Raw genomic sequence first — 26,876 nt, forward strand, 5'->3', positions numbered from 1 at the left:
TGGCAGTTTAGGAATTGACCTAATTTCGTTTACTAGGTGGATGCCGTACAACCTTTTATTGTGGCTTTTGCAGAAGAAACAGGTGAGGTTAATGGCATTATTTCTGGTTTATCTGCACAATTAAAGCAGGAAATGCTTTTAGAGATGATGTTGTCTGAAGCTATAAAAACTTCTGAAATTGAAGGGGAGTATATTAGTGGAGAGGAAGTGATGTCTTCTATACGTAACAACCTTGGGTTAAATGATAACCCTGTAAATGTTAAAGATCAACGCGCAGTGGGTGTGGCTCAACTCATGGTAAAGGTACGTGAAGTTTTTTTTCAACCCTTAAGTTTAGATATGCTATCGAATTGGCATGGCCTGTTAATGGCTAATGTTAAAGGCATCAATGCCGGGCATTGGAGGGCGGGTTCTGAGCCGATGCAGGTTGTTTCAGGATCCTATGGGAAGGAAGTTGTACACTTTGAAGCGCCACCTTCCTCTACAGTTCCGCAGGAAATGGAAGATTTTGTCAGTTGGTATAACACTGCTGCTTTCTCATTAAAGGGCGGAGCAGCAGAGGCTATTCTTAAATCGGCCATTGCACATTTGTATTTCGAAACCATCCATCCTTTCGAAGACGGCAATGGACGTATTGGGAGGGCTATAGCGGAGAAAGCTTTGTCTGAATCGCTAGGTCGTCCGGTAATGCTCAGCCTTTCTAAAATTATTGAGCTTGATAAACGAGCCTATTATGCTGCGCTAAAGGAAGCCCAGCGATCTTTGGAAATTACGCCCTGGATAAATTATTTCGCCAATGTAATTTTGGACGCACAGCGCGATGCAAAAAGCATGGTGCAGTTTACTGTAGCAAAAGCACGTTTTTTTGATTCATTTAAATCCCAATTGAATGGCCGACAATTAAAAGCCATAAATAAGATGATGGGAAAAGGTATGCAAGCTTTTGAAGGTGGTATGACCGCAAAAAAATATATGAGCATCAATAAAACTTCAAAAGCTACAGCCACCCGTGATTTACAACAGCTTCTGGAAATGGGGGTTTTCGTTATTGAAGGGGCAGGGAGATCTATAAGTTATCAATTGAATATCCTTTAGAGAGTACGGATCCAGGTTAGTATCGTTATTTTAAGATTAGACACTTTGAAAAGTTGGGAAATACTTATTGTTACGACGTATTTTTTGATCTGGGAATTTAAGTCTTAAGACATTTCCTCTAATTAGTAAACTTGTAAATTTAATTTGCTCACCATTATTGAACGTAATAACAAATATCTCACAATCACTCCATGGGCTTTTAGAAGCAGTTGTTACAAAATTATCTATGGAGTTGATATCTAGCTTGCTGTATTCTTTTTCATGACCTCTTGTGCCGAAAACGAATTTATTATGGCCTCTGGAGATTTGCAGGAATCTATTCTTATCTGCGGTGAGATAATCGTAATAAAGGTATAGCTGTGGAAGAAGCAAAAAGGCAAGCAGTGCAATTGCGACAATTGGAATGCCTATAGAAAATTTCTCAGGGTTTTCAATATATTTTAAAAAGCATAAAAGGGCGCAAGCTCCTGTTATAATTCCCGTGATCCTAAAAAATCTGCTGATTGCACTGCTATCGATAGTGTATTCAAAAGAATTGGTTTCAAAATGCTTGTAAGGGCTAATTGTAAATCCATATTTATCAAGCCCCTGTAATTGCCCTTTTTGTTCAAAATAAATCTTTACCCATTCGCAAGCCTCCTCCAATTTGCCCACTGTTTTGAGGTAAACTCTCCTTTTGGTATCAAGGTAGTAAAGGGAATACTTTCCTGAGAAATAGGGGCCAATCTTTAGGTATGAACCACTTACATGCTCAACGGTAACAGAAGGACAAGTTAGCTCCACAGAAGCAAGGCTTCGTTCAGCATCCCAAGGGTAACTGAGAATCAGCTTAATGGTTTCATCAAGGTCTCGCATTGCGATATCATGAAACTCGCCTTTTTCGCTTCGCTTGTATTGGAGTTTGGAGGTTAATTGCATAGCATAAAGCTAATAAAAGAAAACGGGGAACGATCATACCGACCTTTCCCCGTTCATCTAAATTAACGCTCTCAAGTATATATACGACCGCATATTTGTTTTATTGTATCTGGGGTCATTTATTTTAGTTTTCTTTTTCGAGTTGGTCGAGATATTACAGGCGTTCGTCGTGAGTTGAGTAACGCTGGTATAATACAGGGAAAAGTGCTGCAACGTTTTGGGATTGACTGCGTCTTAATTACAAAAAACAAAGAAAATCTTAAAAAATATAGATCATGAAGACTCTAACAAAAACATTATTCTCAGTAGCATTAACAGCAGTAGTATTGGCAGGTTCAGCATTCAGCACTTTTGCTGCAACACCAGAAAAAGCATCAACAACAGTTGCAACAGAAACAGGATTTAACAAGATCTGGGTGAGCGGAAACGTAAAGATCGTTTTAACACAAGGCAACAAAGAAAGTGTAAGTGGCTCTGAAAACTTCAATGCAGAGCGAACTTCAGTACAACGTCAGGGCCAAACGCTTTTTATCAATTCCATGGAATCATCGCCGGTAACAATTAACATTACTGTTAAGGATTTACAAAGGATAGAAGCTTACGGAAATGCAGTAGTAACTACCAGCAACAAGTTTGATGTACAGTACTTACAATTGTTTTTAAACCAAAGCGCTACTGCAAAGATCAACGCTGTAACCAGCAGCTTATATACAGAAATTAAAGACAATGCAGTATTGAAAATGAGTGGTATTGCCCACCAAAGCACAATAGTTGCCACCAAAATGCAAAACGTAAACCTGGATAAATTTGCCAGTGTAAGGCCAAGTATGATCCTGCCTCAAAATATGGTGACCGAAACTGTTGCAATGACTTTGGCAAAATAAGATTTTAGTTTAGTTAATAGTTAAAAAGCGGTTAGATGGATGTCTCCCGCTTTTTTTTATTTTCCAATTGAAGTGATAAAGCTATTTACCGGCGTGGAAAAGAAAGTAATAAGTAAAAAAGACGATCAGGGTAATGGTGATTTGGATGATGTAAGATGATAAGAAGATCAACAGTGATTTGCCAAGTGCATTAGCAATTTTTACTTTATAGAATTGGTGATAAGTCATAACCAAACTACCTATCGCCAAAACAAATGAAATTAATGCTGATTGAAACGCAGTACCCTTAACAAGAATAGAAGCTGCCAGAAAAAGTGCGTTAATGGTATTTACTTGTGAAATTGAAAAAACGATAAGCGTGAAATGTTCCGCATAGTTGTTTCCTTTATTACGAAAATAAGCCCAACTAAAAAAAGCGAAAAGCGGTAAAAATGCATAAGTAAGCAAATTGGTATGGCTTTTTAAAAAATGATTTAAATCTGCCATTGCGTTTTGCACACCCTGTGGCAATCCCTTTACATTTGCCTGGTTCATAGACTCCATATTTTCATAGAAGCCCGATTTGACCATCAGGAAAATGACCACTCCAATGCTTAGGAAGAAATACTGGTACGGATTGAAAATTTTCCTTTTGCCGTCAATATATTCTTTAGCCAATATGCCGGGTGTAAGGATAAGTCTCGCGATAAATGGGAAAATACCCTTATCGGCATGAAGGAAGATATGCATGATGTCGTGAGAAACATGCAATGGGGTAATTCGATGCGCTTCTCTTTGTCCGCACTGGCTGCAAAACTGATCTACGGCAACAGCATTACAATTTTTACATGTCTTTTTTAATTCTCCCTCTGTCATGTTGCATAATTTTTAAGCAAGATATAAATTTTCATAATCACAGAAAAAAGCAATCAAAACATTATGATAGCTGTCGCAGTTTAACAGTAAGAAGACCTAAAAATACGACCATGAAACGTTTACTGCAATTGCTCACTTTATCACTTATCCTTGGCACTGTTATTTCGTGTGGTACATCAAGAAAATCAAAAATCACCACACTAAAGCCAAATACCAGTAATCCTAGCCAGGGAGTAATTAACGCATCTGGCGACGCACTAACCATCGGCATACCTTCGGGCAACCCACAACGTGCCGGCTCTTCAGAGAATGCCAATGCAATTGCCAACAATGCAATTTCTAAGTTAAACGGGCCGGATGCTGCTGCACAGATCAGGCTTGATTCATTAAAAGATGTGGATTTTATTAATAAAGCTGCGGTAAGCGAAATGTTGGAAATTGGAAGTAGCAAGGCGATATTAAACAAAGCCAATAACAAAAAGGTAAAAGATTTTGCCGGGTTGCTTATTGCTGAACAAACTAGGGCGAAGGCAGAATTAGATAGGCTGGCGTCAGACAAAAGGGTGATGCTATCATTCCCCAAAATGGAGATGCCTGAACCGAGTTCTGAGGCAGCATATTTAAACTTAATAATTGAAGACCATCAAAATAATATCAGGATTTTTGAAAGCGGTATCAAATCTAAAGATCCAGAGATTAAAGCATTTGCCAGCCGTTACTTGCCGATTTTAAGAAAGCAATTGGCAGCGGCTCAAGCACTAGCCAAAGAGTTATAGAAAGTGGTAAAAAAAAGCGGTGAGTGGTCATACCAACCCTTCACCGCTCCATCTAAATTAACGCTCTCGGTAATAAGACGCCTGTTTTAAAAGATTATTGTATTTAAATCCAAATATCTTCTAAGCTGACGTTTTGATGACGCGTTGGCGAATTGATATTGCGGGATTGCCTTTGTAAATTTGATAGGGCTGGGTTAATCCAGATATTACGGACCCTACTAGAATTACGGAATGTGAGCGAATTGTGGTGCCGGGACAAACAGTGGCATTTGCACCTACCCAAACTCCGTCTTCAAGTGTAATTGCCTGGGCCATAAGATTAAAACTTGTTGATTTATAGTTGTGGTTGCCTGTTAGGAGCATCGCTTTTTGAGAAATACAAACATGATTCCCGATGTTTACTTCGTCTAAATTTTCTATATAACAGTCAGCCAGCCAGGAAAAATTACCAACCTTGAGTTTCCAAGGATATTTAATATAAATACCAGGTTTAATCCGGACTTCCCTTCCTATTTTTGCGCCAAAAGTACGAAGTAGTAGTACAAGGATATTGCTAAATGGCATAAGTCCTGAAGTAAATAGTAGCAGGCGGACAATATGCCAGCAAGACAATCTAAATATTGATGCACCAATGCTGAACTCATGTTTGTCGAAATCTTTTTTGAGTTCCTGAATTGGAAATTTTAGTTGTTCGGTTGATATTTTATCCATAAGTAGCTTCCAGAGATCGTGAATATATATAAGAACAAATTGAAAATTTCATGATAGCCTAGACCCAAAACCATAAATGCAGGCTGATAAAATATTGCAATTAGACACAATCTGACTATGTTTAGTATTTGGATACATAGGATGCCCAAAATTGCTGTCGAATACTTCGGAAAGTTTGCTTTTGGATAAGCAAAAGCGAAGGCGAGTAGGACATTGCTTATACCATACCCCAGACATGAATAGACAATCTTAAAACCAGCACAGCCAATTACTTTCAATCCAGTAGCATTTATCAGCACAACATAGCCAAGTGTTTGGAGAATTTTTGCAGTGCATATGATTAGAAAGCTTCTCCAAAGCGTGATGAAATTTAAGTGGTCATTAAACCAGGAAATGAAAAATCCACCTGGCGTAGTAATTCCAATGAAGGAAATTATAATTGTTTGGAAGGCCATAAAAAGTAAAAGAAATTTTAAGAGGAAACGAAATGTCTCAAGAGTATTTTTCATTCTTGTACGTTTGAGTTTTTTAATTCGTCAATTTTAATATCTATAAGCAGTCGGAACCAAAAGGCTTGTAAGAAGTGAAATATGATGCCATGTCTGCCATCAAGGATACCCCCTCTTATAATGAATCGATAAAAAAAATATAGGAATGGCCGAAGGTATAAAGGCAGCTTAGACCAAACTTGTTTGAGCCATATTATTTTTTGGTTAGGTGTGCCCAACATAGAGGAAATAGGAAGTTGGAGAGCGTCAGCTGGTCTTTTCATATGTCCCTTAGCGGCCAAATCGCTATATCTATTGTGTTTGTCGATCCAAAATTTAATTTGGTTTTCTTTTAAGTTCTCTTCTAGTAAAATTCCTTTTTTGCAGATTAATGTGTTGCCTGGAACCTGAAATCGATGGTCGAAATTTTCTGACAAATCTGAATAGCCGATCCCGGTACGAAACATTTTAAGTAGGTATTTAGGGAAATACCCACCGTATCTAATCCACGTGCCTTTAAAATAATTTTTACGATTAAAATAGATCCCATTAATTTGTTTGAAGTTGTGATCTGAAAAATTGAGGAGAAAATAGTGTAATTCGTTAGACACAATTTGGTCGGCATCTAACGCAACGATCCAAGGTGTCTTGATTTTAAAGTGTTCTAATGCAAAGTGCCACTGATTAGGATGATCTGTAAACGGATGAAACGCCGTCTGTATACCTTTGGTATGACAAATGTTCAACGTATTATCGGTGCTGCCGGAATCAAGTACAAAGGTTTCTGCATTTAGTCCATCTAGTGATTTTAAAAGTCTTGGTAAGTGCATTTCCTCATTTAGGGTTAATATGATTACTGAGAAATGTAAATTCATAGACGATTATATAATTTGATGTATTGCGGTAGCAATGTGGTAGGATGAAAGTTCTCACAAACAATGGAAGCTGCATTTTCGAAGATTGTTTTCCTTTTATCAAAGCCGAAATAAGCAGCCATTAGAGCTGCCTTGATTGAAGGAATGTTGAGGTCTGCCACCCATCCGAGGTCATTTTGTGTGACGAAATGAGCGAGCCCAACTTCTTTTGATATGCATACTGGAAGGCCGAAACTTAGACTTTCCAATATGACGTTTCCAAAATTTTCATTCTTTGAAAATAAGACCAGCAGATCGTGTCGGTTAAAAACTGCATGTTTTTTCTGGTTGTGAATAAATCCTTTCCAAACTATCCTTTTATCGATGTTAAGTTCGCATGCCATTTTTTTAAGCTTGCAGATGTACACTTCCTTCCCGAAACCACACATTGTCAGTGACCAAACTATTTTAAGTTCTGACAAAGCCTTAAATAGCAATTCAATTCCTTTTTTCTCTTCTATTCTTGAAAAAAAGAGCAGATTAAAATCTCTTTCAATATTAACCATCACTGTTTTAAGTTCAGCTGGAATTGGCAATGACTCAGGTATGTTGGCAATCACCGTGGTATTGCTGTTCGGTTGGATTTGTAATACATCTTGCTCTTCTTTTTCTGAGGTCACATGTATTTGGCAATATTTAATGAGTCGATTTCCAATAACTTTATGGATCAACCACTTCAAAAGGAAGTGTCTGTTATTCAAAGAATAAGCAGTGATCATTCCCCTTGGTGACAGGACAACTCGTTTCCCTCTTATCATCCCCAACATACAAGATAGCATAGCAGTTCCATTCCACCAAGAGTGGATATGGACTACCGTATCTTTTTTGCGTAGCTCTTTATTAAGTTGCCTTAATAATTGAAGGGATAAATGTATCTGCCCTCTAATTAACCTTTTGAAGTAATAAACGGGGACGTTATTAACTGGTAAAGCTTTACCAGTTTGTATCTTTAATTCTTGCGGCCCATTTGCTGTTGTCGTTAGTACGATGATTTCTTGTTTGGCCGCTGCCAATTCTTCGCAAAGCCGTGCAACCGAAATCGTTGGTCCGCCGTAAATGTACGCTGGTTTATAAGCCGGTGTAATGTGAATGATCATATATTGGATTTAAGCAATTGGTGTATTTCATAATGTTGTAGATTAGTAGCATGAGGAGGTATGCATAAACAATGTTATTGATGAGAAACTCCAGGTTATTTCCTCGCCACAGTTGCTGAAACAAACTGTTAAATATAATGCTGCAGCCCATTTCGTATCCTCCAAATAGATTTTCTGCCTTATTGCAGATTCTTTGAGTCAGCATCCCGTAAAGGATCATCGTAATAAAAACGCCTACATTTCCATAGATCAGATATCCATCTACAACTGGTCTGGTCTTGGCTGATATCGGTGAGGTTTTTTTAGCCACCCCTGCTTCGTAGACACGTTTCATGGAAAGAGCTTCCATCGATGGCTTTTCGTCCCAAAACATTTTTGGAATCAGGGCGATGCAGGTATTGTAAAAGATTTCCAAACCATAGAAATCATGTGAATCTGGTACCTGAGACACGTATTTGCTAAACATACCTATTTCGCTAAACCGATTGGTTAGAAATTTCCAGTTATTCTGATCAATGATTTCATCATTTCCATCGTCGAAAAATGTTTGGTATGCTTGCTCTCGTGCATTTTCCCGGGGTTTCCCTTTAAACCAGGATTGCTCTCGTATTACAATTGTGTAAGTGGGAAGTATGTATAAGAAAAGACATGCTATTGGCAATCCTAATGCAATTATTGATTTTTTATAAATAGGTAATGCGATAAATATGATGGTTAGCCATTGAACTATTATCCCCTCCTTAAATCCTGATAAGGTTGAATTTATGAAGTTTGTGATGTAGATAGTTGTTCCAAATAATGCAAAAAGAAACGACCGTTGATAGATACCATGAATAAGAAGATATGAACCGCAAGTCGCAGAAAGCACCAGTAATGGGTATTTTAGCTGAATTAGTCCTGGGATATAGTCAAGCGATAGTGCTACAGCCAAACTTACAACACACACTTTTGATAGCGTCCATAGAAATTTCTTAGGGTATAATGTTGTACTAGACTTGTTCTCATTCAACGTAATCATAATGCCAGATACCAGTGAAATATGGCCTAAGAGGCTTATTCTTTGACAGTTCGCTATGACTAAAAGGTCGCCGTCTAAATGGGCGATAAAATAGAATATAGACGTACAGCACATGAACCCTGCAAAAATTAGCTGAATCATAAAAATTGGCTGCATATACGCTATTTTGTCATGACTAAAGACCGAATAAACGGAGCAACGGGAAAACAATGTGATGTAGAAAATATAAAATGACCCCGACCATGCCGTAAGGAAGGAGAGGATAGGGAAATCCGAAAAAATCATGGCTAATAACCAAGGGATGCAAATTAGCGCAAAAGCAGGATGGTTGAGCTTCATACGATCATTCCATTGCTAAGTTTAATCTCCTGATCATAACTAATTTTAATAAAATCCGAATTGTGGTTCACAGAAAGGATGGTCCTGCCATCACGTAAGTTGGTGTCTTGAAGTTTTTCGGCGCATTTTTTCTGAAAATCACGGTCACCTACTGCCATGACTTCGTCAATAATTAAGATTTCGGACCTTAAATGGGCGGCAACTGAAAATGCCAGGCGCATGTATTCTCCCGAGGAATAGTGCTTTACCGGGCTATTGATTTGACGATCGGCTTCAGCAAAAAATATGATGGAATCCAGTTCCTTGTTGATTTCCTTTTTACTCATTCCATGCATTGCTCCATTCAAATAGATGTTTTGAATTCCAGTAAGGTCACGGTGGAATCCTGTCCCTATTTCCAGCATGCTGATTATCCTTCCTTTTCCACTAATTGTTCCGGTTGTGGGGGCTGTTATTTTACTGATTATTTTAAGTAGGGTGCTCTTTCCAGCTCCATTGTGGCCAGTTAGGGCTACTTTTTCACCTTGATCTATTGTGAAATTTATATTCCTTAGCGCCCAGAATTGCCCGTTGTAATTGTTGTTCACTTTCCTAGCTATTTGGTATAACTTTGATATATTTTCTGCTTTTATCATGATTTTTAGATTTTATCAATAAAAGTTCTTCCGGTATGTTCATAGGAAATAACGCCCACAATAAGTAGAATTAAGGATATAAAGAAACTGTAGACCAGTGCCAAATAGTTGATATTACCATTGTTAAGCAGAGCAAATCTGAATGTCTCTATTACGGTAGTCATCGGATTGACCTGCACAAAAATTTGTAAATGTTTGGGTACAGCAGATAATGGGAAAAACAATGTTGTTGCGTACATCATTAGCTGCATGGTGAAAGTTGTCAAAAAGTTCAAATCCCTATATTTTATTGTCAGCGAGGCAATGATTAATCCCATTCCCATTGCCTGACAGGTGGCAATACCAGATGCAAGCATTATTAGGAGCGCTGACCTGGGGACTGATGGTATTTCGTTGGCCAATTTTATTGAGAACAGAATCACTGTAATTATCAGCAATTGAATGATTAATCTTAAAGCCATGGAAATGGATATCGTTAGTGGAACGAGTATCCTTGGGAAATAGACTTTTCCAAAAGTTTCAATATTGTCTTTAAAAACTGAAGATATTCTGGTCGTGCATTCTGAAAAGTAAGACCAGATTGCTAAACCAGTTAGGTAGAAAATTGGCTTAGGTATGCCGTTTGTATGAATATTTACGATGTTTCCAAAGACGAATGTAAATACTCCCGCAGTTATAATTGGGTGAACAATAAACCAGGCTGGACCTAAGACAGTTTGTCGATAAGATGCCACAAAATCCCTGTATACAAGTTGTTTTAAAAGATATTTGTAAGTATAAATATCTCGGAATGTGATTTTTTTGTAGGAGAACTTGGCATCAATTCTCCATTCCTTCTTTGTCATTTTAATAGTGCTAATATTTTATCCTGATAAGTGCGCTGAGTGAACATGCTCAGGCAAAGGTTTTGTCTTTTAAATGCGATCTCGACTTGTCGATTCCTTGAGAGTGATTTACGAATTGCTTTCCGTATCTGATTGTTGTCATTGGGGTCAACCATCATTCCAAGTTGTCCGTATAACATGGCTTCAATACTTCCATCCTTATTGCCTGATATTATATCACACCCGCAGGCAGCCGCTTCAATAAAAACTAAACCAAACCCTTCCTTTTTACTTGGCAACACGAAAAGGTCACATAATGAATAGTGCATAACTAATTCCTTTTGGGGTATAAATCCCAGGAGGCTAACATTTTGGGTGAGGTTTAGATGATTGATAATTCTTTTTAGCCGATCAAGTTCATCCGGATCAATCCTTCCGCAAATTATATAGTGTAGCGTAGGGAATTCCTTTAAAAGCCCAGGTAGTGAGTCTAATACCTTTTCGTGCCCTTTGTCGCGTTCGTGTCTTGTTATTCTTGAAAGTGTCAGCAGTATTTTTTGGTCTTTTTTTAAGCCATATTTGGTCAGCAATTGTTCGGGTTTCCGAAAAGCTGAGGGTGGTTTAAAAAAGGGATCGAGGCAATTATGTAAGACGTGTATTTTTTCATCATCAATTTTGTGTATTTCACAGATTTGACTTTTGGTATAATTGCTAACTGACCATATCACCACCTTCCTTTTTATAAATCTTATTTTCCAGGGGCTGAGTGGTCTCCATATTTCAGTTCCATGAGCAATCAGAATAATTTTTATGCTCCGTTTAAAAATAGATAAGAGGAAAGCTACAGGTAAAAGGTTTACGTGGCTTAAGATAATTGTATCCGTTCTTCTTGCAATGCGAAAGCAACTCCCGATAAGTCTTGCTACATTTCCGTTAAAACCTTGAAACCGACTTGGACATATGTAGTTATCATCCGAGGTAACATCGTACAACGATTTCATGTAAAAATTAAACTGTTGAGATCTTTGCGATATTGATTGAAGTGCAAAACCTAAACTCCTGCAAACACTTTGAATTCCGCCGTCGTTATTGAAGCTATCTAGCGTGAGTAGTATCAATTTTTTTTGTGGGTGTCTTGTTGAGCTCATGCCTTAGGTATCTGCTTTAGTTGTTCGGAGTAGTAATAACTACTTGGATATGACGGATAAGATTTATCTTGACTGTAGTATCGCTGTTTAAAGTTGTCCGGTTCAAAGTCGTTTAGAATAATCGCCATAGAGGTGATTTGGAGGTCATTTCTAATCCTGTCCGCAGTTTTTAGATACTGATATTTTGAAACGCCGCTTCTAAGTACGAAAAGATTAACATCTGCTAACTTCATTATAGGGCTAACATCGGTGACCAGTCCTGCCGGAGCAGAATCAATAATTACAATGTCATAACGGCTTTTAAGGAACAGAATTAAGTCTTTCGTTTTGTTACTAGCAATTAACTCTGATGGATTTGGAGGAATCGGGCCAGACGGGATTACATCCAAGTTAGCAATCGCTGAGGGTTTGGTTATGGAGTCTAAATGGATGTGCCCAGTTAGATAAGAACTTAAGCCATCAACGTCATTGCATAAGTCTGGGAAACTTTGTGATATTTTTCTTAAGTCGGCATTAACTATCACTACTTTTTTTTGGACTAGCGTGAATGCGTACGCTAAATTTAAGGCTATAAATGATTTGCCTTCGCGGGAGGTTTCAGACGTTATACAAATGGTTTTTAGCCCTTGGTCATAGTGAAGCGAAAGGTTACTTCTCAAAAAGCGGATGGACTCAGCAAATATTGATCGAGGTGAATTTTGAAGGGCCAAATAGTTATTTTTCTCGCTTAGACTGCCTTTAAACTTTCGAATTGTGCCCAATATGGGCAAAGAACTGTTTAACTCAAGATCTGACTGGTCATAAATAAATGGATTATTTGAATTAAGCAGAAGTATAATTGCTATCCCACCGGCCATACTAAGGATAATAAACAATGAATACGTTTTTAGAGGTAGGGGAGAGACCAATTCGGAGGGGTCTGAAGCCTGGTCTAAAACCATCGCACCGGGAACCACTGCTGCTTTTGCTACTAATGCTTCCAGCCTTTTTTCAGATAGATATTTATAGATCTTTTGGTCTACTTCATAGCTTGATTGCAGATTTAAAGACTCCGTCTCTATGTCAGAAATACTTTGTAATTTCTTGTGTAAACTATCAAGTAAAACAGATACGATGCTTGAATTTTTTTCGTTAGTGGCCATATACTCCTTAAGGCTATTTTGAATCCCATACAATATGTTTTCAATTTGGGTATTCTGAGATACGATATAATCCGAAGTAGGTGTATATAGATTAAGCCTTTCGTTTCTTGATAGAATCAGTTGTTGATATTTGGTAATTAAGTTAACTAATTGCGGATCAGTTAGACCACGCAAGTCGAATGTTAACTTATTAGTTTCACCTTTTAATTCTATTTTTTCGAGATTGTATTTTATCAGTTGCCTTTGAATTTCCAGCTCATTTTGTCTATCCTTTAAAACTTCCATCTTACTCAAGCTTTGAACTTGCTGTGCATTAAAGTCATAGAGATTGTTCGTTCTATTGAACTGTTGAATTGTATTTGAGGATTTCGTGGCTTTTGTATCCATATCTAATAACATCTTGGAGATGAATTTCGAAGTTTGTGTAAGCGAGGCTTGGCGCTGGTGCCTATCGAAATTAATATATGAGGACATTAGTGCGTTAAGGAAGTCCCTGCAGAATATAGCATTTGAGCTTGTGAATTTGATTGTCAGAGTATTGGTGTTCTGACTATCATCTGATTTTAAATTGCTGCTTATTTTCTTAATTAGTTCATTTCTATCTATCAATTTGAATACGACTGGATCAATTGTTATTTGCTCTCTCTCGTTTACTACCATAAAGGTTACTCCTCTCCAGGAAATATGGTGCCCATATTTAAACCGCCGCTCAATAACATGTCTGCCTATTTCAAGGGAGAGAAGAAAAGTACGGTTGTCGACACGCTTGAATCTAAAAAGATGATCAGGAATGGGAGCTGCGGTTCTTTTTACGATTTGAATTTTTATTGGTGTAACCGGATAAATATTTTCGTCTTTGAAGTGCGTTTGAATGAAGAATTCAATATTGTAGTTTAGTTGATCTATTGCTGCCGAGATTATTCTATTAGAAAATATGATGTTTTTTTCAGACTCAACTTTGTTAGAGCGCTCGTAAAAGTTTTTTGCAGAGATAAGTTCAGCTATTTCAGATTTTTTTTCTTCGAATTTCAAAGTGCTAGTTGAGCAATAGCGAAAAGGAATAAGCTTTAGGTAAACAAAGCATGACCCAACTCCGATAACCACGGCACATATTAGCCAATACCATCTGCTTAGTATGATCTGCACCACTTTTAAATAGTTTATTTCAATATTAATTTTCGTATTCGACATCGACTAAAGTTTGCACAGTATTAAATACAGTTTAGGGTTTTTATAGTTGTTTTGTCCGGCGGTAAAAATTTTAAATAATTGTAAATAATTTCTGTAAAGGTTCAATATTCTAATAAAAAGAAATTTAGTATTTTCAATAAATATTATTTAATATTGAAACGCAAATATATTAATTATTATGATTTTTAGCATCATCACTCCTGTTTTAAATGGAGAAGAGTTTATCGAATGTTGTATCCAGTCGGTACAATCACAGGATTATCCTCATATTGAGCATGTTATTGTCGACGGGGGATCATCAGATATGACGATCTCTAAAATTGAAAATTTTAATTTCAGGAATATCAGGTTACATTCAACACCGAAACTCGGGCTATATGAAGCGATCAACGAGGGGATTTTACGTGCAAATGGCGATGTGATCGGAGTTTTAAATGCAGATGATTTTCTCACACAAGATAAAGTCATCTCATCAATGGCCTCTTATTTTTTGAATGGATATGATGCAGTTTATGGTTGTTTAAACGTTGTAAAACGCAAGGATGGCCGGACGGTCTGCCGCAAATGGGTTTCAAGTAACTTAACCTATCGGAAGCTTAAAACTGGATGGATGCCTCCTCATCCGACACTCTATATCAGACGAACACTATTTAATCAATCTGGTCTTTACACGACAAAATATAGGATTGCCGGGGATTATGAATTTATCCTCCGCCTGTTTTTAACAGTAGAAATTAAGACGTTTTTTGTCAATAGTGTTTTAGTGAACATGAGGGCGGGGGGAATAAGCAATGGTTCCTATAAGAAGCAAATAGATGTCCTGAAACAGGATTACGCCATCATGAAAGCTATGGAGATTAAGTGGCCGATTGTTATCGTACTGTTAAAGAGGATACGCAAAATTAATCAAATACTATGAGCATATTGCTGCCTATCGTGATTTCGTCTGTAATGTTGAATGCAATGCTGATGTCAGTTATCATTAGATTTTCAGCTTACTTTAAGCTATTCGATAGCGCTGATAAGTATCGAAAGAATCACGAATTTTATATATCAAGACTAGGTGGTGTAGGAATATTTTTAACCTTAAATATAATTACTTTTTTAGCCTTAGACCATGCGACTTTTATTTATGGGATTTTGAAAGCAGGAGCCATTTTGTTTTTGCTAGGACTTAAAGACGATCTGCTTGGTGGTGCAAAACCAAGTGAGAAATTTTTAATGCAGTTATTAGCTGTGGGATTATTGATAGCGCAGGGTCAATGTCAGGCTGTTGAATTGTTTCCACTTGTTTATGGAGTGCAACTTAGTCAATTTTTAAACGTGTTAGTGATAATCATTTTGATGCTTTTTATCATTAATGCTTTCAATCTAATTGACGGAATTGACGGTCTGGCTGCAGTTCTTGGTCTTATTGTAATCCTCTATCTCTCCTTGCAATTGCTAAGATTTGGATATAGTGAATATGCCGTTGTGGGGCTGATAACTTCCGGATCGTTGATCGGATTTTTAAAATATAATTTGATAAGCCGGAAGATATTTATGGGTGACGTAGGTGCCATGCTGGTCGGCCTGATTTCTGTTATTTTAGGAATAAAGTTTATCCAAATTTGTGACGAGGGACCGGATACCTTCTACAACGCGCCTTACGCTTTATTGATGTCGTTACTAATCGTTCCGTTTTTTGATTCGTCGAGGATCTTACTTATCAGGTGTTTTCATGGAAAATCATTGTTAAAGGGAGATCGAAACCATATTCATCATCGTTTACAAGATATAGGCCTTCGCGATTCTCAAATAGTGTGTGTGTTGGCGACCCATACCATTTGTATGACTTGTTTTGTGCTTTGCTTTCAAAGTTTAGGTAATTTCTCTTTGATCTGTATGACTATTTTTTGCAGTTTAATTGGGAATTCTTATTTGACATACCGAAGAGGGAAATTTTTATTTAATCATTATAGTTTCGTCGATCTTTTTTTTAGAGACACACTAAACCTCAGGCGGAATATTTTCCGTCGCGATTCTTAAAAAACAATCTCTTATTATCGGTACTTTTGCGACCTCAAATATTATTAACGATGAATGTTGCAATTAATGGCTTTGGTCGAATAGGTCGTATCTTTTTGCGTACCGCAATTGAAAGGAACATCAATGTGGTGGCCATCAATGATCTTGGTGATGTGGGTACTTTGGCGCATTTGTTCAAATACGATTCTGTGCATCAAGGTTTTAAAGGCACAGTTAGTTTTGATGATAGTAATTTGATCATCAATGGTAAGAAGATAAAGGTTTCTTCGCACGCTAGTCCTGAATTGTTACCCTGGAAGGAATTGGAGATAGATCTCGTTATTGAATCTACCGGCAAATTCATCACCAGGCAAGCGGTTGAGCTCCACATCAAGGCAGGTGCTAAGCAAGTCATTTTATCCGCACCTTCTCCAGATAGAGATATCCCGATAGTGGTATTGGGTGTTAATGACGAGCTGGTCGACTTGAAGTCTCCAATTTTGTCAAACGCTTCTTGTACAACCAACAATGTGGCGCCAATGATTAAGATATTGGACGACAATTGGGGTATCCTGGAAGGTTACATCACCACTGTGCATTCAATGACGGGCGACCAAAACTTGCACGATGCCCCGCACAAAGATTTGCGCAGGGCAAGGGCTGCTTCTACATCTATCATACCTACAACTACCGGTGCTGCAAAAGCAATAACCCGTATCTTCCCGCAATTGGAAGATAAGCTGGGTGGTGCGGGCATAAGAGTACCTGTACTTAATGGTTCCCTTACTGATTTTACCTGTTTGCTAAAATCTCCAACATCAATAGCCGAAATCAATGCTGCTTTTAAAAAGGCTGCAGAAAATGAGATGCCTGGTATTTTGGAGTATACCGAAGATCCAATAGTGTCTGTAGATATTATTGATAACCAGCACTCTTGTATATTTGATGCCCAGCTAACTTCTATAGTAGGCGATATGGTTAAGGTTGTGGGATGGTATGATAATGAAGCTGGCTACTCTGCACGTTTGGCCGATCTTGTACAAAAAATCGACAATAACAATGGTTAAATACATCAACTCAGATCAAGTGCTTCCGCTAAGAAGCAAAGTGCTCAGAAATGGTCTCGATCCCGACAAATGTAAATTCCCTACTGATGAAATTACGGATGGGTTTCATTTAGGTTGCTTTGTAGGCGAAGAGCTCGTTTCCATTGCCACATTTTTTCCTGAAGATTACCCTGAGCAGGGAACAGGTGGCTATAGGTTGAGGGGAATGGCCACTGATTCCCTTTCTGCAGGCAAGGGTTACGGAGCAGAATTGATTAATTTTGCGGTAGAAACACTTACATCTGCTAATGCTTCTTATATTTGGTGCAACGCCCGTAAAATTGCGGTTGGTTTTTACCATAAACTGGGCTTTGAAATCATCTCTGATGAATTTGAAGTTCCCGGAATAGGGCCGCATTTTAACATGATTAAACTTTTAACTCAATAACACATACGGAACCAGAAATTTAAATTAAAAATGAAAACAGTAGACCAGTTTAATTTCAAAGATAAAAAAGCCCTGATCCGGGTAGATTTTAATGTGCCCCTGGATAAGGAATTTAACATTACGGATGACAAAAGAATGCGCGCAGCGCTGCCTACAATTAATAAGATTTTAAAAGATGGTGGCTCAGTAATTCTGATGTCGCACCTGGGCCGACCTAAAGGCGGACCAGAAGATAAATATTCTTTGAAACACATTCTCAAGGATCTTTCTGCAATGTTAGGTCAGGATGTGAAATTTGCTGCTGATTGTATTGGTGAACAAGCTGAATCTGCTGCTGCACAACTAGCTGCAGGTGAAGTGCTTTTGCTGGAAAATCTTCGCTTCTACAAAGAAGAGGAAAAGGGAGACAAAGCTTTCGCAGCGCAACTCGCCAAACTTGGTGATGTCTATGTAAATGATGCATTTGGTACTGCACATCGTGCACACGCATCAACGGCTATCGTTGCAGAGTTCTTCCCGGATGGTAAATATTTTGGCTACTTAATGGCTGAAGAGCTAAAGAATGCTGAAAAGGTAAATCACGGTGCTGAAAAGCCCTTTACTGCAATTATGGGTGGTGCCAAGGTTTCAGACAAGATTTTACTAATTGAAAGCCTGTTGGATAAAGTAGACAACCTGATCATCGGTGGTGGTATGGCCTATACTTTCGCAAAAGCTCAGGGCGGTGAAATCGGTACTTCTCTTTTAGAAGAGGATAGAATGGCGCTTTGTCTTGAGTTATTGGATAAGGCAAAAGCTAAAGGGGTGAATTTGTTATTGCCTTTGGATACCGTGATTGCGGATAAATTTGACAATGAGGCGGACAAAAAGTTTGTAGATACCGGAAAAATCCCTGCTGATTGGATGGGTCTTGATATTGGTCCGAAAACCGTTGAATTGTTCTCAAAAGTGATTAAAGAATCTAAAACTTTGTTGTGGAATGGTCCGATGGGCGTGTTTGAAATGGCAAATTTTGAACAGGGTACCCGTGCTATTGCCGATGCAGTAGTGGCCGCTACACAGGACAATAATGCCTTCTCTTTGATAGGTGGGGGCGACTCCGCCGCTGCCATTGCTAAATTTAATTTAGAGGATAAAGTTAGCTACGTATCAACCGGTGGTGGTGCATTGCTGGAATATATGGAAGGTAAGGAATTGCCTGGTGTTAAGGCAATTAACGACTAGTATGACTGAACTATTTTAAGGACAGGCGTTTCGTTTTTTCGAAACGCCTGTTTTTTTTACCACTTCGTTTTTAGGGCCTGAAATGCCTAAAATGGGGGAAAGTGGTAGAAACAGAATATGTGGAAAACTTTTTGTGGTAAGATGTGGTAAAAAGTGGTAGAGATATCTATTTTTACACTACATAAAAAGCGCGTATTATAAAATGGTTCAGTTGTTAGGAGAGTTTGATTGTAAATTAGATGCGAAAGGTCGCCTGATGGTGCCTGCGAAGCTAATTAAGCAACTTCCTAATGTTGATAAAGAGGGCCTGATCATCAACCGCGGCTTTGAAAAGCACCTGGTCATCTATCCTAAAAAAGTATGGGAGGATGTTGTAGAAGATCTACACAAGCTGAACCGGTACGAAGAAAAGAACAGAGAATTTATTAGATATTTTACCCGTGGCGCTACAGACTTGTCTATGGACACCACCGGTAGGGTAAATTTGCCAAACTCTTTAATGGAGTCTGTGGGCATTGAACCAAACTCAGAAATTGTGCTGGCCTGCCAGTTCGATAAAATTGAGGTTTGGTCTAAAAAAGCATACGAAGCACTTTTTGATAAGGCGCCTGCTGATTTCGCCAATCTTGCGGAAGAGGTAATGGGCAGCAAGAACAGGAGGGATGATGGAAGATAACTACCATGTGCCTGTCTTGTTGGAAGAATGTATCGCCGGCTTACTCATTAAGCCTGATGGCGTTTACGTTGATGTGACGTTTGGTGGCGGTGGGCATTCCCGTGAAATCCTAAAAAATCTTAATCAGGACGGCGTATTGATCGCTTTCGATCAGGATCCGGATGCGCAGCGCAATAAAATTGATGATCCTAGGTTCCATTTCGTGGATCAAAACTTTGCTTTTTTGAAAAATAACCTTCGATTATTGGGTTTTAAGGCGGTAGATGGCATTCTTGCTGATCTTGGGGTTTCTTCTCATCAGTTTAATGAGGCCGAAAGGGGTTTCTCTACAAGATTTGAGTCGACGCTTGATATGCGGATGGATAAGCAAAGAAAATTGACTGCTGCCGATGTATTGAATACCTACACGGAAGAACAACTACACCTCATTTTCGGGATCTACGGGGAAGTGAAAAATGCAAAGTCGCTTGCTAAGGCTGTTGTAACCGGCAGGGTAGAGAAGCCAATTGTAACGCTATCTGATTTTAAGAAGGTAGTTGCGGCTCATATTCCAAAGGGAAAAGAAAACAAATACCTCGCCCAGGTTTTTCAGGCACTTAGGATAGAGGTGAATGGGGAAATAGACGTGTTAGAAAGTTTTCTGTCGCAAACTGCAGACGTTTTAAATACAGGTGGGCGACTGGTGGTGATGTCTTACCACTCGCTGGAAGACCGGCCGGTAAAGAATTTTCTTGCCAAGGGTAAGTTTAGGGGAGAGGTGGATAAAGATTTTTTTGGTAATGAACAAAAGCCATTTAAGGTGATTACCCGAAAAGCCATCATTGCTGATGAGGATGAATTAACGCGAAATAGCAGGTCAAGAAGTGCGAAACTTAGAATTGGAGAAAAGTTATGAATAACCGGTTCAGAGAAGAGATAGAAGAGCAAGCCCCTTTAGAGGAGGTGGAGGTTAAGGTAAAGAAGAAAGAGCCTGAGAAGGATAACTTTTTTACTAAGTTCTTTAGCGAGGATCTGGTTACGAAGGAAACCGCTACGGAAATGATGCCTTTCTTAATCTTCATTGCGGTGTTGTGTATGCTTTATATTGCCAACAGCCATATGGCCGTAAAGAACATCAGAGATATTGATAAATTAAATAAAGAGGTGAAGGAGCTGAGCTGGGAGTACAAATCGCTAAAAGCAGACCTCATGTTTAAAAGTAAGTTGACAGAGGTTGCTAAGAAAGTAGATACCCTGGGTATTAAAGAATTAACTGAACCGCCAAAGAAAATTATAATCAGCAATAATGAATATTAGGGCTAACATATTATTAAGGGTTTACCTGTCTTTCGGTCTGATCGTGCTGTTTGCCGTTGCAGTTTTGATCAGACTAGGCGACGTACAATTTGTAGAGGGACATAAATGGCGTGCCATGGCCGATAGTCTCTCTACAAAGTATGTCACCGTGGATGCTGCCCGTGGCAATATCTACTCCGTTGATGGCAGTCTGCTGGCCACGTCGATTCCGGAATATGAATTGCGAATGGACATGAAAGCGGGAGGAATAAGTGACAGCACTGTATTTTACAGTAAAGTTGATTCTCTTGGTATGGCACTGGCCGATTTTTTTAAGGATAAAACTGCTAAAGAGTATTCACGTTACCTGCGTGCGGCCAGGAGGGATGATGAAAGGTATTTGTTGATCAAACGCAAAGTAGGCTATCAGGAACTGAAACAGATCAGGACTTTTCCTTTATATAATATTGGCAAGTATACAGGTGGTTTAATCGCCGTTCAGCAAAATAAAAGAATTAAGCCCTTTAAATTTCTCGCAGCCAGAACTATTGGCTATAAGAATGAGAATGTAAGCAATGGTGTTGGTTTGGAAGGTGCATACGGTGAATACATCAATGGTGAATCTGGTAAACGTTTAATGCAGAGAATCGCCGGAGGTGTTTGGATGCCAATTAATGATGAAGCTGAAGTAGCGCCTAAAGAAGGTGCTGATATCATTTCAACGATTGACATCAACATGCAAGACCTTGCTCAGAATGCGCTTGAAAAGCAATTGAAGGTAAGCGATGCAGACCATGGTACGGTTATTTTAATGGAGGTAAATACTGGAGAAGTTAGGGCTGTAGCCAACTACACCCGTGTTAGTGAGGGGGTTTATACGGAACAATTCAATTATGCCATTGGTGGCAGTCAGGATCCTGGTTCTACCTTTAAACTTGCTTCCTACATGGCTTTGCTGGAAGACAAAAAGGTAGATACCAATACACTTGTAGCTACTGGTGATGGTTTTTATAAGATCCCGGGACATATCATCAAAGATTCGCATGGTGGTATCGGGACGGTTACTGTGAAGAAGGCATTTGAAGAATCTGCAAATACTGCGGTTGCCAAACTCGTTAATCAGCATTATCAAAACAATCCTTCTCAGTTTACTGATCATCTGTATAGAATCCATATGAACGAGAAACTGGGACTACAGATTCCTGGTGAAACCAAACCAGTAATTAAAAATCCGGGGTTCAAAAGCTGGAATAAGAACATGACATTACCGCAAATGGCTTATGGATATGAAATGCAAATAACGCCATTGCAAATGCTTGCTTTTTATAATGCTATTGCCAATAACGGAAAGTATATCGCTCCAATCTTCGTAAGAGAAATTAGGCGGCTGGGTAACCCTATTGAGCAATTTAAGGCCAGGGTAATCAGCGAACAAGTTTGCTCGCCGGAAACGGTTAAGAAATTGCAAGCCATGCTGGAGGGTGTAGTTACTGAAGGTACGGGCAAGCTAATGGGTTCTCCGCTATACCGTGTTGCTGGTAAAACAGGTACTGCTCAAGTTGCAGATGGTAATAATGGTTACAAAGCCAAAAAAAGTTACCAGGCATCTTTTTGCGGCTATTTTCCTGCTGATAAACCGAAGTATGCAATCATGGTTGCGATCAACGGTCCTAAGCATGGCTATTATGGTGCCGCAGTAGCGGGACCTGTATTTAAAGAGATAGCCGACAGGATTTATGCCAGCGATATGCAGATGTATAATAAAATTCCGGATAGATTGGTGGGCAATACGGTTAATCCTGAAAGTAAATCCGGGCCAAGTAAGCCAATTAAAAAGGTTTACAATGCATTTGGTATCAAAACTTTATATGCCGCTAAATCCAAAGACTTCAATAAAGTAGATACAAGTAACGGCATCGTGTACGAGGAGTTTAATACTGTAAAAGGTATAATGCCTGATATTAAAGGAATGGGCCTGAAAGATGCACTCTACCTTACCGGGAATGCCGGCTTAAAGACACGTGTTAAAGGAAGCGGTAGGGTTGTGGCACAATCAATTGCCGCAGGAAGCAGAATAGGTAAGGGGTTATTATTGCAAATTGAATTACAATAACATGCAGTTGCAGGAATTATTATATGGAGTATCAATCGTAAGCCTCTCTGGTCATACAAACAGGGAGATAACCGCGTTGGTATTCGACTCCCGCAAAGTAAGCCCGGGATCTGCATTTTTTGCCATTAAAGGTACTTTGTCTGACGGGCATCAATACATAGAATCTACGATCAAAGCAGGTGCATCTGTTATTGTTTGCGAGGATATTCCTGAGCAAAAAAGCGGTGATGTCACTTATATCCAGGTTGCAGAAAGTAGTGCTGCCCTTGGAATTATGGCTGCAAATTTCTATCAGAACCCCTCCGCTAAGCTTAATTTGATTGGCATCACCGGTACCAATGGAAAAACGACGATTGCCACATTGCTTTTTAAACTATTTGTAGCACTGGGTTATAAAGTAGGACTGATATCTACTGTACAGAATCAAATAAATGATGAAATCATTCCTGCTACGCATACTACCCCTAATCCTCTAGCTTTGAATGATTTGCTAAGCAAAATGGTAGAGCAGGGTTGTAGCTATTGTTTTATGGAAGTGAGTTCTCATGCTGTAGTGCAACACAGAATTGAAGGGTTAACTTTTGCCGGTGGTGTGTTTTCCAACATCACTCATGATCACCTGGATTTCCACCATACGTTTGACAACTATATCAAAGCAAAGCGTGGATTCTTTAATCTTTTGCCCAAATCTGCATTTGCCCTAACGAATGCGGACGATAAAAATGGTATGGTCATGTTGCAAAATACCAAAGCATCAAAAAAGACTTACGCACTGAAGCAGCTTGCAGATTTTAAAGCCACTGTGGTTGAAAATAGTTTCAATGGCCTTCATCTTGATGTTGACGGTATTGAAGTATTCTTTAAACTGGTAGGGTCGTTTAATGCCTATAATTTATTGGCTGTTTATGGGACTGCCTTGTTGCTTGATCAGGATCAGCTGGCTGTGTTAACTGCATTAAGCAAACTTGATGGTGCAGAGGGAAGGTTTGAATACCTGACTTCTAAAAATGGCCTTATCGGGATTGTTGACTATGCGCATACTCCAGATGCCGTACAAAATGTGTTAAGCACTATTCAAAATATTAGAAAAGGTACAGAACAGGTCATTACTGTTTTGGGTTGTGGCGGCGACAGGGATAAATCCAAGCGTCCGATAATGGCACAAGTTGCCTGCGATTGGAGTGATAAGGTTATCCTTACCTCTGACAACCCGCGTACTGAAGATCCTGCCACAATTGTAAGAGAAATGGAAGCAGGAGTGTCGCCAACAAATAAGAGAAAGGCACTAAGCATTATAGATCGAAAAGAAGCAATTAAGACGGCGTGCCTTTTGGCAAGACCAGGCGATATTATTTTAGTTGCGGGAAAAGGCCACGAGAAATATCAGGAAGTGAATGGGGTTAGGCATCACTTTGACGACAAAGAAATCTTATTGGAACAATTTAACTTAATCAGCTAATGTTATATTATTTATTCGAGTACTTAAATCAGAATTATGATTTTCCCGGATTAAGGTTGTTTCAGTACATCACTTTCAGAACCTCTCTTGCGATTATAATTTCCCTTATTATCACAACAGTTTACGGAAGAAGGATTATCAATTATTTGCAGCGCATGCAAGTGGGAGAGACCGTTAGAAATCTGGGCTTAGAGGGACAAATGCAAAAGCAAGGTACGCCTACCATGGGTGGTATCATGATTTTATTGGGTATTCTTATTCCAACGCTGCTCTTGGCAAACCTAACCAATGTTTACGTGATCTTGATGATCGTGACCACAGTTTGGATGGGTGCAATTGGTTTCGTTGATGATTATATAAAGGTTTTTAAAAAGAATAAGGAGGGCTTGGCCGGTAGGTTTAAAATAGTGGGGCAGGTTGGTTTAGCAATAATAATAGGCTGGACCATGTATTTCAACCCGAATATTGTAGTGAGGCAAACTGTTGATGAAGGAAGTATCACAAAGCCTGCCGACGCACCAATGATTCTAAGGCAAAAAGGGGAAAGCTTTTACTATACACAAGATGTAAAATCTACCTTAACGAATGTGCCTTTTTACAAGAACAATGAGTTTGATTACGCCAAAGTGCTTAAGTTTTTAGGTCCAGGCTACGAGAAGTATGCAGTAATAGTCTTCATGTTTTTTGTGATCACTATCATCACCGCAGTTTCAAACGGAGCCAATATTACAGATGGAATTGACGGGCTAGCCACGGGAACATCTGCTATTATAGGGATTACCCTGGGGTTATTGGCCTATGTTTCTGGTAATACGGTTATTGCAGACTACTTAAACATCATGTACATCCCCAACTCCGGAGAGTTGATGATATTTGCTGGTGCTTTTGTTGGGGCCTGCGTAGGTTTCCTTTGGTACAATTCATACCCGGCGCAGGTTTTTATGGGTGATACCGGAAGTTTGGCCATCGGGGGCATAATTGCGGCCTTTGCAATAATGATTCGTAAAGAATTGCTAATTCCCATTTTATGTGGAATATTTCTGTTAGAGAATCTATCTGTAATTATTCAGGTAAGTTATTTCAAGTACTCGAAAAAGCGTTTGGGTGAAGGTAGGCGCATATTTTTAATGGCACCGCTACATCATCATTATCAGAAAAAAGGATATCACGAAGCTAAGATTGTAACCAGGTTCTGGATCATCGGAATTTTGTTAGCAATTATCACCATAATAACGCTAAAACTAAGGTAATGCAAAAGGGTAAAATTGTAATTCTTGGAGGCGGAGAGAGTGGCGTTGGAGCAGCTATGCTGGCACAAAAGCAGGGCTTTGAAGTCTTTGTTTCTGATTTTGGTATCATCCCGGATCAGTACAGGCAACAATTACAGGAATTGAACATTGCATTTGAAGAAAAGCAACATACGGAAGATCAAATATTAACTGCAACGGAAGTAATAAAAAGTCCTGGTATACCAGATACTGTCCACATCATAAAAGAGATCAAGCGCAGGCAAATTCCTGTAATCTCTGAAATCGAATTTGCTAAACGCTACACGAATGCAAAGACAGTTTGCATTACCGGTTCAAACGGTAAAACCACGACCACCATGCTCACCTACCATATCCTGAAGAATGGTGGTTTAAACGTTGGTTTGGCAGGAAATATCGGGAACAGCTTTGCTGCATTAGTTGCAACTTCAGATTTCGACTGGTATGTGCTGGAACTTTCCAGCTTTATGCTTGATGACATGCATGAGTTTAAAGCAGATATAGCAGTATTGCTCAATATAACCCCTGATCATTTAGACAGGTACGATTACAAATTAAGTAATTACGCAGCCTCTAAAATGAGGATTACCAGGAACCAAAAGCCTGATGATACCTTCATTTATTGCGAAGATGACGAAGAGACGATTAAGATCATGAAAAAATTAAGGGTCAACGCGAGAACATATCCTTTTTCTATTCACAAGAAGGTGGATAGTGGCGCATACCTCGAAAACGATAACATACAAATCAATATAAACCTAAACGACCAATTAACCATGTCTATTACAGAGTTAGCCCTTCAGGGAAAACACAATATCTATAACTCTATGGCTTCGGGCATAGTAGCAAAAGTTTTAGATATTAGAAACGCCACAATACGCGAAAGTATGGGTGATTTCAAAAATATTGAACACAGACTGGAGCATGTCGCAAAGATATCTGGCGTTGATTATATAAATGACTCAAAGGCTACGAATGTAAATTCCACCTGGTACGCACTGGAAAGTGTTAATGCAGAAGTGATTTTAATCATGGGTGGTGTAGATAAAGGCAATGACTACTCCATGTTAAAGGATATGGTTCATAAAAAAGTAAAAGCAATAGTCTGTTTAGGTAAGGACAACAAGCGTATACATGAGGCCTTTGAAGATGATGTGGAGATCATCGTAAATACTTTCTCGGCAAATGAGGCTGTTCAAGTTGCCTACCATCTTGCTAAGAAAGGGGACACGGTATTGTTATCGCCCGCTTGCGCAAGTTTTGATCTTTTTAAGAATTACGAAGATAGAGGCAATCAATTTAAATCGGCTGTAAAAGAATTGTAA

General features: G+C 38.9%; 26 protein-coding genes. 15 read left to right on the top strand and 11 right to left on the bottom strand.

What is annotated here, in order from left to right; genetic code table 11:
* The first annotated feature begins 36 nt into the window (after positions 1 to 36).
* Positions 37 to 1,095 carry a Fic family protein gene (locus ACXZ1K_RS08005; protein WP_458972858.1) on the top strand — a complete coding sequence of 353 codons (1,059 nt, stop codon included), beginning with the start codon at positions 37 to 39 and terminating at the stop codon, positions 1,093 to 1,095.
* A 36-nt stretch (positions 1,096 to 1,131) separates the two neighbouring features.
* Here the strand turns inward: ACXZ1K_RS08005 and ACXZ1K_RS08010 are convergent, their stop codons facing one another.
* Positions 1,132 to 2,013 (bottom strand): hypothetical protein, encoded by an 882-nt coding sequence (locus ACXZ1K_RS08010; RefSeq protein WP_458972859.1) that lies wholly within the window; start codon positions 2,011 to 2,013, stop codon positions 1,132 to 1,134.
* A gap of 275 nt (positions 2,014 to 2,288) precedes the next feature.
* Between ACXZ1K_RS08010 and ACXZ1K_RS08015 the strand changes: the two genes are divergently transcribed.
* Complete coding sequence (locus ACXZ1K_RS08015; RefSeq protein ID WP_458972860.1) at positions 2,289 to 2,897, top strand: GIN domain-containing protein; 609 nt, start codon at positions 2,289 to 2,291, stop codon at positions 2,895 to 2,897.
* Positions 2,898 to 2,978: 81 nt separating this feature from the next.
* Here ACXZ1K_RS08015 and ACXZ1K_RS08020 read toward each other — a convergent pair whose 3' ends face one another.
* Entirely contained in the window at positions 2,979 to 3,752 is a 774-nt protein-coding gene (locus ACXZ1K_RS08020) for a DUF3667 domain-containing protein (RefSeq protein WP_458972861.1), read from the bottom strand.
* 110 nt (positions 3,753 to 3,862) lie between these two features.
* On the opposite strand from ACXZ1K_RS08020, the gene ACXZ1K_RS08025 reads away from it, so the two are divergent.
* Positions 3,863 to 4,528 (top strand): DUF4142 domain-containing protein, encoded by a 666-nt coding sequence (locus tag ACXZ1K_RS08025; protein ID WP_458972862.1) that lies wholly within the window; start codon positions 3,863 to 3,865, stop codon positions 4,526 to 4,528.
* Between the two features lie 120 nt (positions 4,529 to 4,648).
* Here the strand turns inward: ACXZ1K_RS08025 and ACXZ1K_RS08030 are convergent, their stop codons facing one another.
* The 9 genes from ACXZ1K_RS08030 to ACXZ1K_RS08070 are packed head-to-tail and all read right to left on the bottom strand — an operon-like array spanning position 4,649 to position 14,035.
* Complete coding sequence (locus ACXZ1K_RS08030) at positions 4,649 to 5,239, bottom strand: WcaF family extracellular polysaccharide biosynthesis acetyltransferase (RefSeq protein ID WP_458972863.1); 591 nt, start codon at positions 5,237 to 5,239, stop codon at positions 4,649 to 4,651.
* The gene (locus tag ACXZ1K_RS08035) at positions 5,212 to 5,748 is read right to left on the bottom strand and encodes a hypothetical protein (RefSeq protein WP_458972864.1); all 537 of its coding nucleotides are present in this window, start codon (positions 5,746 to 5,748) and stop codon (positions 5,212 to 5,214) included. The genes ACXZ1K_RS08030 and ACXZ1K_RS08035 overlap by 28 nt, the downstream gene beginning before the upstream one ends.
* Positions 5,745 to 6,602 carry a glycosyltransferase family 2 protein gene (locus tag ACXZ1K_RS08040; RefSeq protein ID WP_458972865.1) on the bottom strand — a complete coding sequence of 286 codons (858 nt, stop codon included), beginning with the start codon at positions 6,600 to 6,602 and terminating at the stop codon, positions 5,745 to 5,747. Before ACXZ1K_RS08040 ends, ACXZ1K_RS08035 begins: the two co-directional genes overlap by 4 nt.
* Positions 6,599 to 7,738 carry an XrtY-associated glycosyltransferase XYAG1 gene (locus tag ACXZ1K_RS08045; RefSeq protein ID WP_458972866.1) on the bottom strand — a complete coding sequence of 380 codons (1,140 nt, stop codon included), beginning with the start codon at positions 7,736 to 7,738 and terminating at the stop codon, positions 6,599 to 6,601. Before ACXZ1K_RS08045 ends, ACXZ1K_RS08040 begins: the two co-directional genes overlap by 4 nt.
* Complete coding sequence (locus ACXZ1K_RS08050; protein ID WP_458972867.1) at positions 7,710 to 9,095, bottom strand: exosortase Y-associated Wzy-like protein; 1,386 nt, start codon at positions 9,093 to 9,095, stop codon at positions 7,710 to 7,712. Before ACXZ1K_RS08050 ends, ACXZ1K_RS08045 begins: the two co-directional genes overlap by 29 nt.
* Complete coding sequence (locus ACXZ1K_RS08055; RefSeq protein ID WP_458972868.1) at positions 9,092 to 9,730, bottom strand: ABC transporter ATP-binding protein; 639 nt, start codon at positions 9,728 to 9,730, stop codon at positions 9,092 to 9,094. Before ACXZ1K_RS08055 ends, ACXZ1K_RS08050 begins: the two co-directional genes overlap by 4 nt.
* 5 nt (positions 9,731 to 9,735) lie before the next feature.
* Complete coding sequence (locus ACXZ1K_RS08060; protein WP_458972869.1) at positions 9,736 to 10,575, bottom strand: ABC transporter permease; 840 nt, start codon at positions 10,573 to 10,575, stop codon at positions 9,736 to 9,738.
* Positions 10,572 to 11,702: a glycosyltransferase family 4 protein gene (locus ACXZ1K_RS08065; RefSeq protein WP_458972870.1), complete on the bottom strand. Its 1,131-nt coding sequence runs from the start codon at positions 11,700 to 11,702 to the stop codon at positions 10,572 to 10,574. The genes ACXZ1K_RS08060 and ACXZ1K_RS08065 overlap by 4 nt, the downstream gene beginning before the upstream one ends.
* Entirely contained in the window at positions 11,699 to 14,035 is a 2,337-nt protein-coding gene (locus ACXZ1K_RS08070) for a GumC family protein (RefSeq protein ID WP_458972871.1), read from the bottom strand. Before ACXZ1K_RS08070 ends, ACXZ1K_RS08065 begins: the two co-directional genes overlap by 4 nt.
* Before the next feature lie 178 nt (positions 14,036 to 14,213).
* On the opposite strand from ACXZ1K_RS08070, the gene ACXZ1K_RS08075 reads away from it, so the two are divergent.
* From ACXZ1K_RS08075 to murD, 12 genes are all read left to right on the top strand, one after another.
* A complete protein-coding gene (locus tag ACXZ1K_RS08075) occupies positions 14,214 to 14,954 on the top strand; it encodes a glycosyltransferase family 2 protein (RefSeq protein ID WP_458972872.1) in 741 nt (246 codons plus the stop codon).
* A complete protein-coding gene (locus tag ACXZ1K_RS08080) occupies positions 14,951 to 16,063 on the top strand; it encodes an MraY family glycosyltransferase (protein WP_458972873.1) in 1,113 nt (370 codons plus the stop codon). The genes ACXZ1K_RS08075 and ACXZ1K_RS08080 overlap by 4 nt, the downstream gene beginning before the upstream one ends.
* 50 nt (positions 16,064 to 16,113) lie before the next feature.
* A complete protein-coding gene (gene gap, locus ACXZ1K_RS08085; RefSeq protein WP_458972874.1) occupies positions 16,114 to 17,109 on the top strand; it encodes a type I glyceraldehyde-3-phosphate dehydrogenase in 996 nt (331 codons plus the stop codon).
* The gene (locus tag ACXZ1K_RS08090; RefSeq protein ID WP_458972875.1) at positions 17,102 to 17,536 is read left to right on the top strand and encodes a GNAT family N-acetyltransferase; all 435 of its coding nucleotides are present in this window, start codon (positions 17,102 to 17,104) and stop codon (positions 17,534 to 17,536) included. Before gap ends, ACXZ1K_RS08090 begins: the two co-directional genes overlap by 8 nt.
* A 30-nt stretch (positions 17,537 to 17,566) precedes the next feature.
* Positions 17,567 to 18,760: a phosphoglycerate kinase gene (locus ACXZ1K_RS08095; RefSeq protein ID WP_458972876.1), complete on the top strand. Its 1,194-nt coding sequence runs from the start codon at positions 17,567 to 17,569 to the stop codon at positions 18,758 to 18,760.
* Positions 18,761 to 18,962: 202 nt separating this feature from the next.
* On the top strand, positions 18,963 to 19,436 hold the full coding sequence (gene mraZ, locus ACXZ1K_RS08100) for a division/cell wall cluster transcriptional repressor MraZ (RefSeq protein WP_458972877.1): 474 nt from the start codon (positions 18,963 to 18,965) through the stop codon (positions 19,434 to 19,436).
* Entirely contained in the window at positions 19,426 to 20,331 is a 906-nt protein-coding gene (rsmH, locus tag ACXZ1K_RS08105; protein WP_458973243.1) for a 16S rRNA (cytosine(1402)-N(4))-methyltransferase RsmH, read from the top strand. The genes mraZ and rsmH overlap by 11 nt, the downstream gene beginning before the upstream one ends.
* A complete protein-coding gene (locus ACXZ1K_RS08110; RefSeq protein WP_458972878.1) occupies positions 20,328 to 20,732 on the top strand; it encodes an FtsL-like putative cell division protein in 405 nt (134 codons plus the stop codon). The genes rsmH and ACXZ1K_RS08110 overlap by 4 nt, the downstream gene beginning before the upstream one ends.
* A complete protein-coding gene (locus tag ACXZ1K_RS08115; RefSeq protein ID WP_458972879.1) occupies positions 20,722 to 22,824 on the top strand; it encodes a penicillin-binding protein in 2,103 nt (700 codons plus the stop codon). The genes ACXZ1K_RS08110 and ACXZ1K_RS08115 overlap by 11 nt, the downstream gene beginning before the upstream one ends.
* A 1-nt stretch (position 22,825) precedes the next feature.
* Entirely contained in the window at positions 22,826 to 24,283 is a 1,458-nt protein-coding gene (locus tag ACXZ1K_RS08120) for a UDP-N-acetylmuramoyl-L-alanyl-D-glutamate--2,6-diaminopimelate ligase (protein WP_458972880.1), read from the top strand.
* Positions 24,283 to 25,533 (top strand): phospho-N-acetylmuramoyl-pentapeptide-transferase, encoded by a 1,251-nt coding sequence (gene mraY / locus ACXZ1K_RS08125; protein WP_458972881.1) that lies wholly within the window; start codon positions 24,283 to 24,285, stop codon positions 25,531 to 25,533. Before ACXZ1K_RS08120 ends, mraY begins: the two co-directional genes overlap by 1 nt.
* Complete coding sequence (gene murD / locus ACXZ1K_RS08130) at positions 25,533 to 26,876, top strand: UDP-N-acetylmuramoyl-L-alanine--D-glutamate ligase (RefSeq protein ID WP_458972882.1); 1,344 nt, start codon at positions 25,533 to 25,535, stop codon at positions 26,874 to 26,876. The genes mraY and murD overlap by 1 nt, the downstream gene beginning before the upstream one ends.

It is taken from the genome of Pedobacter jaeyakensis, from assembly GCF_054461315.1.

What these genes read in the sequence shown, in the direction of transcription:
- ACXZ1K_RS08035 (WP_458972864.1), bottom strand. Translation starts at nt 5,748, where the DNA reads ATGAAAAATACTCTTGAGACATTTCGTTTCCTCTTAAAATTTCTTTTA.
- ACXZ1K_RS08020 (WP_458972861.1), bottom strand. Translation starts at nt 3,752, where the DNA reads ATGACAGAGGGAGAATTAAAAAAGACATGTAAAAATTGTAATGCTGTT.
- ACXZ1K_RS08055 (WP_458972868.1), bottom strand. Translation starts at nt 9,730, where the DNA reads ATGATAAAAGCAGAAAATATATCAAAGTTATACCAAATAGCTAGGAAA.
- murD (WP_458972882.1), top strand. Translation starts at nt 25,533, where the DNA reads ATGCAAAAGGGTAAAATTGTAATTCTTGGAGGCGGAGAGAGTGGCGTT.
- ACXZ1K_RS08010 (WP_458972859.1), bottom strand. Translation starts at nt 2,013, where the DNA reads ATGCAATTAACCTCCAAACTCCAATACAAGCGAAGCGAAAAAGGCGAG.
- ACXZ1K_RS08075 (WP_458972872.1), top strand. Translation starts at nt 14,214, where the DNA reads ATGATTTTTAGCATCATCACTCCTGTTTTAAATGGAGAAGAGTTTATC.
- ACXZ1K_RS08115 (WP_458972879.1), top strand. Translation starts at nt 20,722, where the DNA reads ATGAATATTAGGGCTAACATATTATTAAGGGTTTACCTGTCTTTCGGT.
- ACXZ1K_RS08065 (WP_458972870.1), bottom strand. Translation starts at nt 11,702, where the DNA reads ATGAGCTCAACAAGACACCCACAAAAAAAATTGATACTACTCACGCTA.
- ACXZ1K_RS08050 (WP_458972867.1), bottom strand. Translation starts at nt 9,095, where the DNA reads ATGAAGCTCAACCATCCTGCTTTTGCGCTAATTTGCATCCCTTGGTTA.
- ACXZ1K_RS08030 (WP_458972863.1), bottom strand. Translation starts at nt 5,239, where the DNA reads ATGGATAAAATATCAACCGAACAACTAAAATTTCCAATTCAGGAACTC.
- ACXZ1K_RS08045 (WP_458972866.1), bottom strand. Translation starts at nt 7,738, where the DNA reads ATGATCATTCACATTACACCGGCTTATAAACCAGCGTACATTTACGGC.
- ACXZ1K_RS08080 (WP_458972873.1), top strand. Translation starts at nt 14,951, where the DNA reads ATGAGCATATTGCTGCCTATCGTGATTTCGTCTGTAATGTTGAATGCA.
- ACXZ1K_RS08090 (WP_458972875.1), top strand. Translation starts at nt 17,102, where the DNA reads ATGGTTAAATACATCAACTCAGATCAAGTGCTTCCGCTAAGAAGCAAA.
- mraY (WP_458972881.1), top strand. Translation starts at nt 24,283, where the DNA reads ATGTTATATTATTTATTCGAGTACTTAAATCAGAATTATGATTTTCCC.
- gap (WP_458972874.1), top strand. Translation starts at nt 16,114, where the DNA reads ATGAATGTTGCAATTAATGGCTTTGGTCGAATAGGTCGTATCTTTTTG.
- ACXZ1K_RS08110 (WP_458972878.1), top strand. Translation starts at nt 20,328, where the DNA reads ATGAATAACCGGTTCAGAGAAGAGATAGAAGAGCAAGCCCCTTTAGAG.
- mraZ (WP_458972877.1), top strand. Translation starts at nt 18,963, where the DNA reads ATGGTTCAGTTGTTAGGAGAGTTTGATTGTAAATTAGATGCGAAAGGT.
- rsmH (WP_458973243.1), top strand. Translation starts at nt 19,426, where the DNA reads ATGGAAGATAACTACCATGTGCCTGTCTTGTTGGAAGAATGTATCGCC.
- ACXZ1K_RS08025 (WP_458972862.1), top strand. Translation starts at nt 3,863, where the DNA reads ATGAAACGTTTACTGCAATTGCTCACTTTATCACTTATCCTTGGCACT.
- ACXZ1K_RS08120 (WP_458972880.1), top strand. Translation starts at nt 22,826, where the DNA reads ATGCAGTTGCAGGAATTATTATATGGAGTATCAATCGTAAGCCTCTCT.
- ACXZ1K_RS08060 (WP_458972869.1), bottom strand. Translation starts at nt 10,575, where the DNA reads ATGACAAAGAAGGAATGGAGAATTGATGCCAAGTTCTCCTACAAAAAA.
- ACXZ1K_RS08015 (WP_458972860.1), top strand. Translation starts at nt 2,289, where the DNA reads ATGAAGACTCTAACAAAAACATTATTCTCAGTAGCATTAACAGCAGTA.
- ACXZ1K_RS08040 (WP_458972865.1), bottom strand. Translation starts at nt 6,602, where the DNA reads ATGAATTTACATTTCTCAGTAATCATATTAACCCTAAATGAGGAAATG.
- ACXZ1K_RS08095 (WP_458972876.1), top strand. Translation starts at nt 17,567, where the DNA reads ATGAAAACAGTAGACCAGTTTAATTTCAAAGATAAAAAAGCCCTGATC.
- ACXZ1K_RS08070 (WP_458972871.1), bottom strand. Translation starts at nt 14,035, where the DNA reads ATGTCGAATACGAAAATTAATATTGAAATAAACTATTTAAAAGTGGTG.